22 protein-coding genes are annotated in these 13,485 nt (G+C 32.9%); all 22 read left to right on the top strand.

Annotated features, from left to right (window positions below):
• The first annotated feature begins 2 nt into the window (after positions 1-2).
• The 22 genes from rpsQ (at position 3) to ACIQ16_RS03480 (ending at position 13,425) form a co-directional block, all read left to right on the top strand.
• On the top strand, positions 3-260 hold the full coding sequence (rpsQ, locus tag ACIQ16_RS03375; RefSeq protein ID WP_291241488.1) for a 30S ribosomal protein S17: 258 nt from the start codon (positions 3-5) through the stop codon (positions 258-260).
• A gap of 2 nt (positions 261-262) precedes the next feature.
• On the top strand, positions 263-631 hold the full coding sequence (gene rplN / locus ACIQ16_RS03380; protein WP_091314332.1) for a 50S ribosomal protein L14: 369 nt from the start codon (positions 263-265) through the stop codon (positions 629-631).
• Between the two features lie 11 nt (positions 632-642).
• The gene (gene rplX / locus ACIQ16_RS03385) at positions 643-957 is read left to right on the top strand and encodes a 50S ribosomal protein L24 (RefSeq protein WP_091314328.1); all 315 of its coding nucleotides are present in this window, start codon (positions 643-645) and stop codon (positions 955-957) included.
• 2 nt (positions 958-959) lie between these two features.
• Positions 960-1,511 carry a 50S ribosomal protein L5 gene (gene rplE, locus ACIQ16_RS03390; RefSeq protein WP_291241487.1) on the top strand — a complete coding sequence of 184 codons (552 nt, stop codon included), beginning with the start codon at positions 960-962 and terminating at the stop codon, positions 1,509-1,511.
• Positions 1,512-1,514: 3 nt separating this feature from the next.
• The gene (rpsN, locus tag ACIQ16_RS03395; protein ID WP_091314321.1) at positions 1,515-1,784 is read left to right on the top strand and encodes a 30S ribosomal protein S14; all 270 of its coding nucleotides are present in this window, start codon (positions 1,515-1,517) and stop codon (positions 1,782-1,784) included.
• A 104-nt stretch (positions 1,785-1,888) separates the two neighbouring features.
• Entirely contained in the window at positions 1,889-2,287 is a 399-nt protein-coding gene (gene rpsH / locus ACIQ16_RS03400; protein ID WP_166125942.1) for a 30S ribosomal protein S8, read from the top strand.
• 18 nt (positions 2,288-2,305) lie between these two features.
• Complete coding sequence (rplF, locus tag ACIQ16_RS03405) at positions 2,306-2,848, top strand: 50S ribosomal protein L6 (protein ID WP_396148667.1); 543 nt, start codon at positions 2,306-2,308, stop codon at positions 2,846-2,848.
• A gap of 11 nt (positions 2,849-2,859) precedes the next feature.
• Positions 2,860-3,210 (top strand): 50S ribosomal protein L18, encoded by a 351-nt coding sequence (gene rplR / locus ACIQ16_RS03410; protein WP_291241484.1) that lies wholly within the window; start codon positions 2,860-2,862, stop codon positions 3,208-3,210.
• Between the two features lie 3 nt (positions 3,211-3,213).
• Complete coding sequence (gene rpsE, locus ACIQ16_RS03415) at positions 3,214-3,738, top strand: 30S ribosomal protein S5 (RefSeq protein WP_091314308.1); 525 nt, start codon at positions 3,214-3,216, stop codon at positions 3,736-3,738.
• Between the two features lie 11 nt (positions 3,739-3,749).
• Positions 3,750-3,929 (top strand): 50S ribosomal protein L30, encoded by a 180-nt coding sequence (rpmD, locus tag ACIQ16_RS03420; RefSeq protein ID WP_353146821.1) that lies wholly within the window; start codon positions 3,750-3,752, stop codon positions 3,927-3,929.
• Between the two features lie 11 nt (positions 3,930-3,940).
• Positions 3,941-4,393 carry a 50S ribosomal protein L15 gene (gene rplO / locus ACIQ16_RS03425; protein WP_291241483.1) on the top strand — a complete coding sequence of 151 codons (453 nt, stop codon included), beginning with the start codon at positions 3,941-3,943 and terminating at the stop codon, positions 4,391-4,393.
• A gap of 11 nt (positions 4,394-4,404) precedes the next feature.
• The gene (gene secY / locus ACIQ16_RS03430) at positions 4,405-5,742 is read left to right on the top strand and encodes a preprotein translocase subunit SecY (protein ID WP_396148670.1); all 1,338 of its coding nucleotides are present in this window, start codon (positions 4,405-4,407) and stop codon (positions 5,740-5,742) included.
• 6 nt (positions 5,743-5,748) lie between these two features.
• Complete coding sequence (infA, locus tag ACIQ16_RS03435) at positions 5,749-5,964, top strand: translation initiation factor IF-1 (RefSeq protein WP_091314296.1); 216 nt, start codon at positions 5,749-5,751, stop codon at positions 5,962-5,964.
• Positions 5,965-6,035: 71 nt separating this feature from the next.
• On the top strand, positions 6,036-6,152 hold the full coding sequence (gene ykgO / locus ACIQ16_RS03440; protein WP_002987490.1) for a type B 50S ribosomal protein L36: 117 nt from the start codon (positions 6,036-6,038) through the stop codon (positions 6,150-6,152).
• Between the two features lie 2 nt (positions 6,153-6,154).
• Complete coding sequence (gene rpsM, locus ACIQ16_RS03445; protein WP_291241481.1) at positions 6,155-6,529, top strand: 30S ribosomal protein S13; 375 nt, start codon at positions 6,155-6,157, stop codon at positions 6,527-6,529.
• An 8-nt stretch (positions 6,530-6,537) separates the two neighbouring features.
• Positions 6,538-6,921: a 30S ribosomal protein S11 gene (rpsK, locus tag ACIQ16_RS03450; protein WP_091314282.1), complete on the top strand. Its 384-nt coding sequence runs from the start codon at positions 6,538-6,540 to the stop codon at positions 6,919-6,921.
• A gap of 87 nt (positions 6,922-7,008) precedes the next feature.
• Entirely contained in the window at positions 7,009-7,614 is a 606-nt protein-coding gene (rpsD, locus tag ACIQ16_RS03455; RefSeq protein ID WP_396148672.1) for a 30S ribosomal protein S4, read from the top strand.
• Positions 7,615-7,635: 21 nt separating this feature from the next.
• A complete protein-coding gene (locus ACIQ16_RS03460; protein ID WP_291241516.1) occupies positions 7,636-8,628 on the top strand; it encodes a DNA-directed RNA polymerase subunit alpha in 993 nt (330 codons plus the stop codon).
• 61 nt (positions 8,629-8,689) lie between these two features.
• The gene (gene rplQ / locus ACIQ16_RS03465; RefSeq protein WP_396148674.1) at positions 8,690-9,187 is read left to right on the top strand and encodes a 50S ribosomal protein L17; all 498 of its coding nucleotides are present in this window, start codon (positions 8,690-8,692) and stop codon (positions 9,185-9,187) included.
• Positions 9,188-9,338: 151 nt separating this feature from the next.
• The gene (gene carA, locus ACIQ16_RS03470) at positions 9,339-10,448 is read left to right on the top strand and encodes a glutamine-hydrolyzing carbamoyl-phosphate synthase small subunit (protein ID WP_396148676.1); all 1,110 of its coding nucleotides are present in this window, start codon (positions 9,339-9,341) and stop codon (positions 10,446-10,448) included.
• Positions 10,449-10,548: 100 nt separating this feature from the next.
• A complete protein-coding gene (gene eno / locus ACIQ16_RS03475; protein WP_396148678.1) occupies positions 10,549-11,841 on the top strand; it encodes a phosphopyruvate hydratase in 1,293 nt (430 codons plus the stop codon).
• Positions 11,842-12,138: 297 nt separating this feature from the next.
• Entirely contained in the window at positions 12,139-13,425 is a 1,287-nt protein-coding gene (locus ACIQ16_RS03480; protein ID WP_396148680.1) for a citrate synthase, read from the top strand.
• Positions 13,426-13,485: the final 60 nt, after the last annotated feature.

Consider the following 13,485-nt stretch of genomic DNA (forward strand, 5'->3'; position numbering starts at 1 on the left):
AGATGGAAAAAAGAAATTTAAGAAAAGAAAGAGTTGGTGTTGTTACTAGTAATAAAATGGATAAATCTATTGTTATTTCAGAAACAAAAAGAGTAAAACACCCTATGTATGGTAAGTTCGTGTTAAAAACTAAGAAATATGTTGCACACGACGAAACAAACGACTGTAATATTGGTGATACTGTAAGAATTAGCGAAACGCGTCCTTTAAGTAAAACGAAATGTTGGAGATTAGTTGAAATCATTGAAAGAGCTAAGTAATTATGGTACAACAAGAATCAAGATTAAAAGTAGCAGATAACACGGGAGCAAAAGAAGTTTTAACTATCCGTGTTCTAGGTGGAACGAAACGTCGTTACGCATCTGTAGGTGATAAAATTGTAGTTTCAATCAAAGATGCAGCTCCTAACAGTAATGTTAAAAAAGGATCTGTTTCAACTGCAGTTGTAATACGTACCAAAAAAGAAGTGAGAAGAGCCGATGGTTCATACATTAGATTTGATGATAACGCTTGCGTATTATTAAATGCTGGTGGTGAAATGAGAGGTACTCGTGTTTTTGGTCCAGTAGCAAGAGAACTTCGTGAAAAACAATTCATGAAAATTGTATCATTAGCACCTGAGGTGCTTTAATTCTCAAAGAAATGATGAAAATTAAAATAAAATCAGGAGACCTAGTACGTGTTAATGCTGGTGATCATAAAGGACAAGAAGGTAAAGTTTTACGAGTAATTCGCGATAAAAACAAAGCTGTTGTGGAAGGATTAAACATGGTTTCAAAACATACGAAACCAAGTGCAAAAAGCCCACAAGGTGGAATCGTGAAGAAAGAAGCTCCTATCCATATTTCTAATTTAGCATTAGTAGACTCTAAAACTAAAGAGACTTCTAAAGTAGGATTTAGAATGGATGGAGAAACAAAAGTAAGATTTTCAAAAAAATCTAATCAAGTTATATAGTTATGGGATACTTACCAAGACTAAAGGAAGAATATAAAAGCAGAATAGTTGCTGCTTTGAAAGAAGAATTTGGTTACAAAAATGTAATGCAAGTTCCAAAATTGGAAAAAATTGTTATTAGCCGCGGTGTAGGTGCTGCTGTGTCTGACAAAAAATTAGTAGATTACGCTGTTGATGAGTTAACTAAAATTACTGGTCAAAAAGCAGTTGCTACTATCTCAAAGAAAGACGTTGCATCATTTAAACTAAGAAAAGGTATGCCGATTGGTGCTAAAGTAACTTTACGTGGAGAAAGAATGTATGAGTTTTTAGATAGACTTATTACATCATCTTTACCTCGTGTAAGAGATTTTGGTGGAATTAAATCTACAGGATTTGATGGAAGAGGTAATTATAACCTAGGAGTTTTAGAACAAATCATTTTTCCTGAAATTGATATTGATAAAGTAAACAAAATTTCTGGAATGGATATTACTTTTGTTACTTCTGCTCAAACAGATAAAGAAGCAAAATCATTATTAACTGAATTAGGTTTACCTTTCAAAAAGAACTAAGTTATGGCTAAAGAATCAATGAAAGCCCGTGAGGTTAAAAGACAAGCTGTTGTAGATAAATATGCTGAGAAAAGAAAAGCTTTGAAAAAAGCTGGTGATTATGAAGCATTACAAAAATTACCTAAAAACGCTTCGCCAATTCGTTTACACAATCGTTGTAAATTAACTGGTAGACCAAGAGGGTATATGCGTCAATTTGGTCTTTCACGTGTAACATTCCGTGAAATGGCAAATCAAGGTTTAATACCAGGAGTTAAAAAAGCTTCTTGGTAATCTCGCAAAAAGTTATTACTTTTGCAAACCAAAAAATAATTTTAATTGATTAAAGGTTCAGGGAGCGAGTGCTTCCTGAAAACCATAATCGCAAATCTATACATATGTATACAGATCCAATTGCAGATTATCTTACTAGAGTAAGAAATGCAGCTAGAGTAAATCACAAAGTGGTTGAAATTCCTGCTTCGAACTTGAAAAAAGAAATCACAAAGATTTTATTCGATCAAGGATATATCTTAAGTTACAAGTTTGAAGATTCTACCGTACAAGGTACTATCAAAATTGCTTTAAAGTATGATAAAGATACTAAAGAGTCAGTAATTAAAGATATCCAAAGAATTAGTAAACCAGGTTTACGTAAGTACGCAAGTTCTACTAACATCCCAAGAATTTTAAATGGTTTAGGTATTGCTATCGTGTCAACTTCTAAAGGAGTTATGACAGGTAAAATGGCTAAGCAGTTAAATGTAGGTGGTGAAGTAATTTGTTACGTATACTAATTTTAAAGACTATATAAGATGTCAAGAATAGGTAAAAATCCAATTGCAATTCCAGCAGGAGTAACTGTAGAAGTGAAAGATGCTGTAGTTACAGTAAAAGGAAAATTAGGCGAGCTTACTCAGGAATATTCTGATGTAACGATCAAAATTGAAGATAACAATGTTATCGTTGAACGTGCAACAGATCATAAGAATGAGAGAGCGAAACACGGACTTTATCGTTCATTAATCAATAACATGATTATTGGAGTAGCAGAAGGTTTCACAAAACAATTAGAATTAGTTGGAGTAGGATATAGAGCATCAAACCAAGGGCAAAAATTAGATTTAGCTTTAGGTTTTTCTCACAATATAGTACTTGAAGTAGTTTCTGAAGTAAGTGTTGAAACAATCTCAGAAAAAGGTAAAAATCCGATAGTGAAATTAACTTCATTTGACAAACAATTATTAGGACAGGTTGCTGCTAAAATCAGAGCTTTCCGTAAACCAGAACCGTACAAAGGTAAAGGGGTTAAGTTTGTTGGTGAGGAAGTAAGAAGAAAAGCAGGTAAATCAGCTTAAAATATAAAGTTATGTCATTAACAAAATCTGAAAGAAGACAAAGAATACAGTTCAGAATCAGAAAGACTGTAAGCGGAACTGCTGCTCAACCTAGACTTTCTGTTTTTAGAAGTAATAAGGAAATCTATGCACAAATCATAGATGATGTAAACGGTGTTACTTTAGTTTCTGCTTCGTCGAGAGATAAAGGAGTTACTACAGGTACTAAAATCGAAACTGCAAGCGCAGTTGGTAAATTGATCGCTGAAAAAGCGCTTAAAGCTGGTGTTTCTACTATCACTTTTGATAGAGGAGGAAACTTATACCATGGACGTGTAAAATCGTTAGCTGAAGGAGCTAGAGAAGCGGGACTTAAATTCTAAGGTATGTATCAAAATTATAAAAACGTAGAATTAGTGAAACCAGCAGGTCTTGAATTAAAAGATCGTTTGGTTAGTGTTAATCGTGTTACTAAAGTAACTAAAGGTGGTAGAGCTTTTGGTTTTTCAGCTATTGTTGTAGTTGGAGATGAAAACGGAGTAGTAGGTCACGGTTTAGGAAAATCTAAAGATGTTTCTGAAGCAATTGCGAAAGCAGTAGAAGATGCTAAGAAAAATTTAGTAAAAATTCCTTTAAGTGGACAATCTGTTCCTCATGAGCAAAAAGGTAAATTTGGTGGTGCTAGAGTATTCTTAATGCCAGCTTCACACGGTACCGGAGTTATCGCTGGTGGTGCTGTACGTGCGGTATTAGAATCAGTTGGTGTACACGATGTATTATCTAAATCTCAAGGTTCATCAAATCCTCACAACGTTGTAAAAGCAACTTTTGATGCTTTGTTACAAATGAGAAGTGCTCTTACTGTTGCAAAACAAAGAGGAGTATCTTTAGATAAAGTATTTAAAGGATAAATCAAGGAGATATGAAAATATTAGTAAAACAAGTTAGAAGTAAAATCAACTGTCCATTAGACCAAAAGAGAACATTAATCGCTCTTGGTATAAAAAAAATGGGTCAAGTTGTTGAGCACGATGCAAGTCCTGCTGTCCTTGGAATGGTAAATAAAGTTAAACACTTAGTTTCTGTTGAAGAAACTAAATAACAATACATGTTATGAATTTAAGTAATTTACAACCAGCAGAAGGTTCTGTTCACAACCAAAACAAAAGAGTAGGTAGAGGTGAAGGATCTGGTAAAGGTGGAACCTCAACAAGAGGACACAAAGGAGCCAAATCTCGTTCTGGTTATTCGAAGAAAATTGGTTTTGAAGGAGGTCAAATGCCTCTTCAACGAAGAGTACCAAAATTTGGTTTCAAAAACATCAATAGAGTAGAATATCAAGGTATAAATCTTGATACTTTACAAGGTTTAGTAGAAAACGGTGTAATCTCAGAAGCTGTAGATTTTACAGTATTTGTTGATACACGTTTGGCTACTAAAAATAGCTTAGTAAAGATTTTAGGTAGAGGTGAGCTAAAAACAAAATTAAAAGTTAGTGCTCACAAATTTACTGCAACTGCAAAAGCGGCCATCGAAGCTGCTGGAGGAGAAGTAGTAATCCTTTAATTAGTATCACTATGAAGAAATTTATAGAATCATTTATCAATGTTTGGAAAATAGAAGAACTAAAAAATAAAATTTTAGTGACTCTTGGAATTTTACTTGTGTATCGTTTTGGCTCACAAGTAACATTACCAGGTATTGATTCCACAAAATTGCAAAGTCTTTCTAATCAAACAGAAGGTGGTATAGGTTGGTTAATTAATGTGTTTACAGGTGGTGCTTTCTCGGAAGCTTCTATCTTTGCATTAGGAATTATGCCTTACATCTCTGCGTCGATTGTAGTTCAATTAATGGGAATTGCGATTCCTTATTTACAAAAATTACAAAAAGATGGTGAAAGTGGTAGAAAAACGCTTAATCAAATTACACGTTGGTTAACTATTGCAATTACATTGGTTCAAGGGCCAGGTTATATTTTTAATTTAAAACAAACCTTACCTGCTGAAGCATTTGTAAATCCTGATTTCTTTACTTTCTTCCCTTTATTTGGGTCCGTATTAATCATCGTTTCGGGAACTATTTTCGCAATGTGGTTAGGAGAAAGAATTACAGAAAAAGGAATTGGTAATGGAATATCACTTTTAATTATGGTGGGGATTTTGGCTAGAATGCCAGAAGCTTTCATTCAAGAAGTGGGAACTAATAGTACTAACCCAATGAAAATCATTATTGAAATCATCATTTGGTTATTGGTAATTATAGCTACCATATTACTAGTAATGGCTTTGAGAAAAGTTCAGGTTCAATACGCAAGAAGATCAGTATCTGGTGATTTTGAATCCGATTCAATGGATGATAATAGACAATTTATTCCATTAAAATTGAATTCTGCAGGTGTTATGCCAATTATTTTTGCGCAAGCAATTATGTTTATACCTGCTGCATTAGCTGGATTATCTAAATCAGACACAGCTTTAAGCATTTCAAATATGTTTAAAGATCCATTCGGTTTAGTTTATAATGTGGTTTTTGCTTTATTAATAGTTATTTTTACGTATTTTTACACCGCTATTACGGTACCAACAAATAAAATGGCAGATGATTTAAAGAGAAGTGGAGGTTTCATTCCAGGTATTAAACCAGGTGCTGAAACAGGCGATTTCTTAGATAAGTTAATGTCGCTAATCACATTTCCAGGTTCATTATTCTTGGCTTTAATTGCAGTGTTCCCTGCTATTATCCACGGATTATTAGATGTTCAAGGTGCATGGGCTTACTTTTATGGTGGTACTTCGTTAATTATTATGGTCGGAGTTGCAATCGATACGATTCAACAAATCAATTCATACTTGTTAAACAAACATTATGATGGTTTAATGAAAAGTGGTAAAAATAGAAAAGCTGTCGCTTAATTAATTATGGCAAAACAATCAGCAATAGAACAAGACGGAAGCATTGTAGAAGCATTATCTAATGCAATGTTTCGAGTGGAATTAGAAAATGGACATGTTGTAATTGCTCACATCTCAGGTAAAATGCGTATGCATTACATTAAGTTGTTACCAGGAGACAAGGTTAAACTTGAAATGAGCCCTTACGATTTGTCTAAAGCTAGAATTACTTATAGATATTAAATAAGCAATAGGCGATACGCAGTGAGCAATAAGCTTAAAGCATATTTGCATATAGCATAAAGCAAATTAAGATGAAAGTAAGAGCATCAGTTAAAAAAAGAAGCGCAGAATGTATTATCGTGCGTAGAAAAGGAAGATTATACGTTATTAACAAAAAGAATCCTAGATTTAAACAAAGACAAGGATAATTATGGCAAGAATAGCAGGGGTTGATATCCCAAAAAACAAAAGAGGAGTTATCGCTTTAACATACATTTTTGGTATGGGTAAAAGTAGAGCTATTGAGGTTTTAGAAAAAGCCAAAGTAAGCCAAGATAAAAAAGTATCTGATTGGAATGATGACGAAATCGGAGCAATCCGTGAAGCGGTTTCATCATTTAAAATCGAAGGTGAATTACGTTCTGAAATTACATTAAACATCAAACGTTTAATGGACATCGGATGTCAAAGAGGTATACGCCACAGAGCGGGATTACCTTTAAGAGGTCAAAGAACAAAAAACAACTCGAGAACAAGAAAAGGTAAAAGAAAAACTGTTGCAAACAAGAAAAAAGCAACTAAATAGTAAATAATATGGCTAAGGCAACTGCAAAAAAACGTAAAGTTATCGTTGAGTCTTCTGGAGAAGCACATATTAGCGCTACTTTTAACAACATCATCATTTCGTTAACAAACAAAAAAGGTGAAGTTATTTCTTGGTCGTCAGCTGGTAAAATGGGTTTCAGAGGTTCTAAAAAGAACACTCCGTACGCTGCCCAAATGGCTGCTGAAGATTGTGGAAAAGTAGCTCTTGAAGCTGGACTTAAAAAAGTAAAAGTTTACGTAAAAGGTCCAGGAAATGGCAGAGAATCTGCTATTAGATCAATCCATAATAGTGGAATTGAAGTAACTGAAATTATTGATGTTACTCCAATGCCTCATAATGGATGTCGTCCTCCAAAGAGAAGAAGAGTATAACAATTAGTATAAAACAAAGGTAGGAATTTAGATTATCGAAGGAAAGACCTTAATTCATAATCCCTACCTTAAATTAAAATTTGTAAAATGGCAAGATATACTGGTCCAAAAACAAGAATCGCCCGTAAGTTCGGTGAAGCAATTTTCGGAGAAGATAAAGCTTTCGAAAGAAGAAATTATCCTCCTGGTCAACATGGTTTGGCAAAAAGAAGAGGTAAAAAATCTGAATATGCTGTCCAGTTAATGGAAAAGCAAAAAGCAAAATATACCTATGGTATTTTAGAGCGTCAGTTCAGAAATTTATTTGAAAAAGCAGCTGCTGCTTCAGGTGTAACAGGTGAAATCTTGTTACAACTTTGTGAAGCTCGTTTAGATAATGTAGTTTACAGAATGGGTATTGCACCTACTCGTAGATCTGCTCGTCAATTCGTTTCTCACAGACATATCACAGTTAATGGTGAATTGGTAAATGTACCTTCTTACCATTTAAAACCTGGCGATATTGTTGCAGTCCGTGAAAAATCTAAATCTCTTGAAGCAATTGAAAGCTCTTTAGCTAACAATTCTGCTGTATATGAGTGGATTACTTGGAATAATGATACGAAACAAGGTACGTTTGTAACGGTTCCTCAAAGACTTCAAATTCCAGAAAATATTAAAGAGCAACTAATCGTTGAGTTGTATAACAAATAATAATTGACATTAGTCGAAGATATGGCAATATTTAATTTTCAAAAGCCCGATAAAGTTATCATGATCGATTCAACCGATTTTGAAGGTAAATTCGAATTTAGACCTTTAGAACCTGGTTACGGATTGACAGTTGGTAACGCTTTAAGAAGAGTTTTACTTTCTGCATTGGAAGGTTTTGCTATTACATCTGTAAGAATAGAAGGTGTTGAACATGAATTTTCAACAATTTCTGGTGTAGTAGAAGATGTAACTGAAATTATCTTAAATCTTAAACAAGTACGTTTTAAACGTCAAATTGAAGATGTAGATAACGAATCAGTTTCTATTTCTCTTTCTGGTAAAGATCAAATTACAGCTGGTGATTTCCAAAAATTTATTTCTGGTTTTCAAGTTTTAAATCCAGATTTAGTAATTTGTAATTTAGACAGCAAAACAACTATCAACATGGAACTTTCTATCGAAAAAGGTAGAGGATATGTTCCTGCTGAAGAAAATAAAAAACCAAATGCTCCTATTGGAACAATTTTTACAGACTCTATTTATACGCCTGTAAAAAATGTGAAGTATTCAATCGAAAACTTCCGTGTTGAACAGAAAACAGATTACGAAAAATTAGTTTTCGAAATCAAAACTGATGGTTCAATAAATCCAAAAGACGCATTAACAGAAGCAGCTAAAACGTTGATTCACCATTTTATGTTGTTTTCTGACGAAAGAATCACACTTGAGGCTGACGAAATTGCTCAAACTGAATCGTATGATGAGGAATCATTACACATGAGACAACTATTGAAAACTAAATTAGTTGATATGGATTTATCAGTAAGAGCTTTAAACTGCTTAAAAGCGGCTGAAGTTGATACATTAGGAGACTTAGTTTCTTTCAACAAAAACGATTTAATGAAATTCCGTAATTTCGGTAAAAAATCACTAACTGAATTAGATGAGTTAGTGGCGAATAAAAACCTTACTTTCGGAATGGATTTAGCAAAATACAAATTAGATAAAGAATAATTCATTCATATTTTGCTCTCCAAAGCGGATTGATGCAAGATGAAGATAAAATAATTACGTCATGAGACACGGAAAAAAATTCAATCATTTAAGTAGACAAACAGGTCATAGAAAAGCAATGCTTGCTAATATGGCATGTTCTCTAATTGAACACAAGCGTATCAATACAACTGTTGCAAAAGCAAAAGCTTTAAAACAATTTATTGAACCTCTTGTAACAAAATCAAAAGAAGATACAACGCACAACAGACGTATTTGTTTTTCTTATTTAAGAAGTAAATATGCTGTTACTGAATTGTTCAGAGAAGTAGCTGATAAAGTAGCTGATCGTCCAGGAGGTTATACTCGTATTATTAAGTTAGGAAACCGTTTAGGGGATAACGCTGATATGGCTATGATTGAACTAGTGGATTTCAATACAATTTATTCAACTGCTAAAAAAGAAGTTAAAAAAGCATCTACTCGTAGAGGTAAATCTAAAAAAGCAGATGATACTGTAGCGGAAACTCCAGCCACTGAGTCAACTGAATCAACCGATACAACAGAAGCTTCTGAATAATTATGAAACGATTGATTTAAAATAATTAAAAAAGGATAAACAAATTTTTGTTTATCCTTTTTTTTTATAAATACTATAACGTAATTTTGCAATATAAATAAGGTAACTCAAAATTTGATGCTTATCTCTTTTTTAAAAACTACAACAACTGATGAAATACAACAACAAACAACAAGCAGTTCTCTTACTTAAAGACGGAACTATTTTCTACGGAAAATCAATTGGAATTTCAGGTACAACTTTTGGTGAAATCGCATTTAATACAGGTACAACCGGTTATCAAGAAATATTTACAGATCCTTCATATTATGGGCAAATTATGGTTACAACCAATGCGCATATTGGAAATTATGGTGTAAATACAAAAGAAGTGGAATCAGATTCTGTTAAAATTTCAGGATTAGTTTGTAAAAATTTTAGTATGAACTATTCTCGCGAAGATGCATCTGAAAGTTTGTATGATTATCTTGAAAAACAAAATTTAATTGTGATTTCAGATGTTGATACACGCGCTTTAGTTAGTTATATTAGAGATAACGGTGCTATGAATGCAATTATTTCTACCGATGGAACTTCAATAGAAGATTTGAAAGTAAAGTTAGAACAAGCTCCTAATATGGAAGGTTTGGATTTAGCTTCTGTGGTTTCAACTAAAGAACCTTATTTTTTCGGAAATGAAAATGCAACTTATAAAATTGCAGCTTTAGATTTAGGAATCAAAACAAACATCTTAAGAAATTTAGCAAAACGTGATTGTTATATTAAGGTGTATCCTTATAATGCTACTTTTAACGAAATGAAAGCATTTAATCCGGATGGCTATTTTTTATCAAACGGTCCAGGTGATCCAGACCCATTAGCATCTGCGCAAGAAGTAGCAAGAAATATTTTAGCTGAAAACAAACCATTATTTGGAATTTGTTTAGGTCATCAAGTGATTGCTTTAGCAAATGGAATTTCAACGTATAAAATGTTTAATGGACATAGAGGAATTAATCATCCTGTAAAAAATTTGGTAACAGGTAAAGGCGAAATTACGTCTCAAAATCACGGTTTTGCTGTAAATAAAGAAGAATTAGAAAAACACCCAGACTTTGAATTAACACACGTTCATTTAAATGACGGAACGGTTGCAGGTATGAAAATGAAATCTAAAAACTGTTTTTCAGTACAATATCATCCTGAAGCAAGTCCTGGACCACACGATTCAAGTTATTTATTCGATGATTTTATTACGAACATAAAAACTTCTAAAAACTAAAACGTTATCGTTTATAAGTTTTATTATAATTACGAAATTCGAAATAAAATATATTTAACTTTGTTTAGTTAATAATTTAGAATTAAAAAAAATAGTAAATATGAGCATAATAATTAAAGTTCACGCACGACAAATATTAGATTCAAGAGGTAATCCTACTGTTGAAGTAGATGTAATTACAGAAAATGGAATTTTAGGTAGAGCGGCAGTTCCTTCTGGTGCTTCTACCGGCGAACACGAAGCAGTTGAATTACGTGACGGCGGAAAAGCTTATATGGGCAAAGGTGTTTTGAAAGCCGTTGAAAATGTAAACGCAACTATTGCTTCAGAATTAGTAGGTATGTCCGTTTTTGAACAAAACGCTATCGATAAAATGATGATTGAATTAGACGGTACGCCAAATAAATCAAATCTTGGAGCTAATGCCATTTTAGGTGTGTCTTTAGCTGTCGCGAAAGCTGCTGCAAATGAATTAGGTATGCCTTTATATAGATATGTTGGTGGTGTTTCTGGAAATACGTTACCCGTTCCAATGATGAATATCATTAATGGTGGCTCGCATTCAGATGCGCCTATTGCATTTCAGGAATTTATGATTATTCCAGTAAAAGCAACTTCATTTACTCACGCTATGCAAATGGGTACTGAGATTTTTCACAACCTGAAAAAAGTATTACACGATAGAAATTTGTCAACAGCTGTTGGAGATGAAGGTGGTTTTGCGCCTAATTTAGCAGGTGGAACTGAAGATGCTTTAGATACGATTAAATTAGCAGTTGAGAAAGCGGGATATTCTTTTGGAGATGATGTTATGATTGCTTTAGATTGTGCGGCTTCAGAATTTTATGTAAATGGAAAATACGATTATACAAAATTTGAAGGTGCTGGTGGGAAAATTAGAACGTCTGAAGAACAAGCAGATTATTTAGCTGAATTGGCTTCAAAATATCCAATTATTTCTATTGAAGACGGAATGTACGAAGACGATTGGAAAGGTTGGAAATATTTAACCGATAAAATTGGTAATAAAGTACAATTAGTAGGTGATGATTTATTTGTTACGAATGTAGAAAGACTTTCTCGTGGTATCAAAGAAGGTATTGCCAATTCAATTTTAATTAAAGTAAACCAAATTGGTACGTTATCTGAAACTATTGCGGCTGTAAATATGGCTCATAATGCAGGATATACTTCAGTTATGAGTCACCGTTCTGGAGAAACTGAAGACAATACCATTGCAGATTTAGCAGTAGCGTTAAATTGTGGTCAAATTAAAACCGGTTCGGCATCGCGTTCAGATCGTATGGCAAAATACAATCAATTATTACGTATTGAGGAAGAATTAAATGAAGTTGCATATTTTCCTGGTGCAAACGCTTTTAAAATAAAATAATACAATTATTTTACTGAACTCATTTCAGTATCTCATAAATACCCCAAATATTTCACCTAAATGGTTTAAAAAACTTTTTAGGTGTTTTTTTTGCGAAATATTTAATTTTTGGTACGCTTTTTGACTATTATTTTTTTTCTAATTTTAATAATTAGAAAACCAATTTAAGAGCTTTATTCAATATATATTTTATATATACCTATTGTGCAATTTATCTATACATAAATTTTAAAGTTCAAGAATTAATTATTAAATTCGCAATTAAGAATTATATACTTACAAATTATACATATTATCATGTCAAAAAATGCAATTTTAGAAATCAATGGTAACAAATATGAACTTCCTGTTATGGTGGGAAGCGAAAATGAAACTGCAATTGATATTAGTAAATTAAGAGATTTATCAGGTGCTATTACTTACGACCCAGGATATAAAAATTCAGGTGTTTGTAAAAGTGACATTACGTTTCTTGATGGTGAAGAAGGAATTTTAAGATACCGTGGTTATTCTATCGAAGATTTAGCTGCTAAAGGAAACTTTTTAGAGGTTTCTTATTTAGTGATTTTTGGAGAATTGCCAACCAAAAAACAATTGTCAGATTTCGAAAAGGATATTCATAAATATACTTTAGTTAATGAAGAAATGAAAAACATCATTGATGGTTTTCCAAAAACGGCCCATCCAATGGGTGTTTTATCTGCATTAACAAGTGCGCTTACTGCTTTTAATCCAAAAGTAGTAAATGTTGAAAACGAAAAAGAAATGTATGAAGCCATTTGTAAAACTATGGGTAAATTTCTAGTTTTAGCAACCTGGACATACAGAAAAAGTATGGGATTTCCGTTAAATTATTATGATAATACTATTGGGTATGTAGATAATTTTATGCAATTAATGTTTAAATTGCCTACAGGACCATATAATATTAACCCTACAGTTGTAGCGGCATTAGATAAATTATTTATTTTACACGCAGATCATGAGCAAAATTGTTCTACTTCTACAGTTCGTATGGTAGGTTCTTCTCATGCTGGATTATTTGCATCAATCTCTGCTGGGGTTTCAGCACTTTGGGGTCCATTACATGGTGGTGCAAATCAAGCTGTATTAGAAATGTTAGAAGCCATTCAAAAAGATGGTGGTGATGCAGATAAATATTTAGCAAAAGCAAAAGATAAAAATGACGAATTCCGTTTAATGGGATTTGGACATAGAGTTTATAAAAATTTCGATCCGAGAGCAAAAATCATCAAAAAAGCGGCAGACGAAGTTTTAGCTGAATTAGGTGTGAATGACCCAATCTTAGCTATTGCAAAAAAATTAGAAGAATCAGCATTAGTTGATCCCTATTTCGTAGAAAGAAAATTATATCCAAACGTTGACTTCTATTCAGGTATTATTTACCGTGCATTAGGAATTCCTACAGATATGTTTACGGTTTTATTTGCAATTGGTCGTTTACCAGGATGGATTGCACAATGGAAAGAAATGCGAGTTAATAAAGAACCAATTGGTCGTCCAAGACAAGTATATACAGGTCATCCTCTAAGAGACTTTGTAAAGTTTGAAGACAGAAAATAAAATTAAAAGTCCCGATTTTTCGGGACTTTTTTATTTCAACTTATTTGTAATTTCTAAGAA

The organism is Flavobacterium sp. (assembly GCF_044360715.1).
In the GTDB taxonomy this organism is placed as follows: Bacteria; Bacteroidota; Bacteroidia; order Flavobacteriales; family Flavobacteriaceae; genus Flavobacterium.

Bases quoted from the DNA above. Each gene is read 5' to 3' on its own strand.
- rpsD (WP_396148672.1), top strand. From the start codon at position 7,009: ATGGCAAGATATACTGGTCCAAAAACAAGAATCGCCCGTAAGTTCGGT.
- rpsE (WP_091314308.1), top strand. From the start codon at position 3,214: ATGTATCAAAATTATAAAAACGTAGAATTAGTGAAACCAGCAGGTCTT.
- rpsH (WP_166125942.1), top strand. From the start codon at position 1,889: ATGTATACAGATCCAATTGCAGATTATCTTACTAGAGTAAGAAATGCA.
- rplF (WP_396148667.1), top strand. From the start codon at position 2,306: ATGTCAAGAATAGGTAAAAATCCAATTGCAATTCCAGCAGGAGTAACT.
- rplX (WP_091314328.1), top strand. From the start codon at position 643: ATGATGAAAATTAAAATAAAATCAGGAGACCTAGTACGTGTTAATGCT.
- rplE (WP_291241487.1), top strand. From the start codon at position 960: ATGGGATACTTACCAAGACTAAAGGAAGAATATAAAAGCAGAATAGTT.
- ACIQ16_RS03460 (WP_291241516.1), top strand. From the start codon at position 7,636: ATGGCAATATTTAATTTTCAAAAGCCCGATAAAGTTATCATGATCGAT.
- rpsM (WP_291241481.1), top strand. From the start codon at position 6,155: ATGGCAAGAATAGCAGGGGTTGATATCCCAAAAAACAAAAGAGGAGTT.
- rpsN (WP_091314321.1), top strand. From the start codon at position 1,515: ATGGCTAAAGAATCAATGAAAGCCCGTGAGGTTAAAAGACAAGCTGTT.
- rplN (WP_091314332.1), top strand. From the start codon at position 263: ATGGTACAACAAGAATCAAGATTAAAAGTAGCAGATAACACGGGAGCA.
- secY (WP_396148670.1), top strand. From the start codon at position 4,405: ATGAAGAAATTTATAGAATCATTTATCAATGTTTGGAAAATAGAAGAA.
- rplO (WP_291241483.1), top strand. From the start codon at position 3,941: ATGAATTTAAGTAATTTACAACCAGCAGAAGGTTCTGTTCACAACCAA.
- rpsK (WP_091314282.1), top strand. From the start codon at position 6,538: ATGGCTAAGGCAACTGCAAAAAAACGTAAAGTTATCGTTGAGTCTTCT.
- rpmD (WP_353146821.1), top strand. From the start codon at position 3,750: ATGAAAATATTAGTAAAACAAGTTAGAAGTAAAATCAACTGTCCATTA.
- rplQ (WP_396148674.1), top strand. From the start codon at position 8,690: ATGAGACACGGAAAAAAATTCAATCATTTAAGTAGACAAACAGGTCAT.
- ACIQ16_RS03480 (WP_396148680.1), top strand. From the start codon at position 12,139: ATGTCAAAAAATGCAATTTTAGAAATCAATGGTAACAAATATGAACTT.
- carA (WP_396148676.1), top strand. From the start codon at position 9,339: ATGAAATACAACAACAAACAACAAGCAGTTCTCTTACTTAAAGACGGA.
- eno (WP_396148678.1), top strand. From the start codon at position 10,549: ATGAGCATAATAATTAAAGTTCACGCACGACAAATATTAGATTCAAGA.
- ykgO (WP_002987490.1), top strand. From the start codon at position 6,036: ATGAAAGTAAGAGCATCAGTTAAAAAAAGAAGCGCAGAATGTATTATC.
- infA (WP_091314296.1), top strand. From the start codon at position 5,749: ATGGCAAAACAATCAGCAATAGAACAAGACGGAAGCATTGTAGAAGCA.
- rplR (WP_291241484.1), top strand. From the start codon at position 2,860: ATGTCATTAACAAAATCTGAAAGAAGACAAAGAATACAGTTCAGAATC.
- rpsQ (WP_291241488.1), top strand. From the start codon at position 3: ATGGAAAAAAGAAATTTAAGAAAAGAAAGAGTTGGTGTTGTTACTAGT.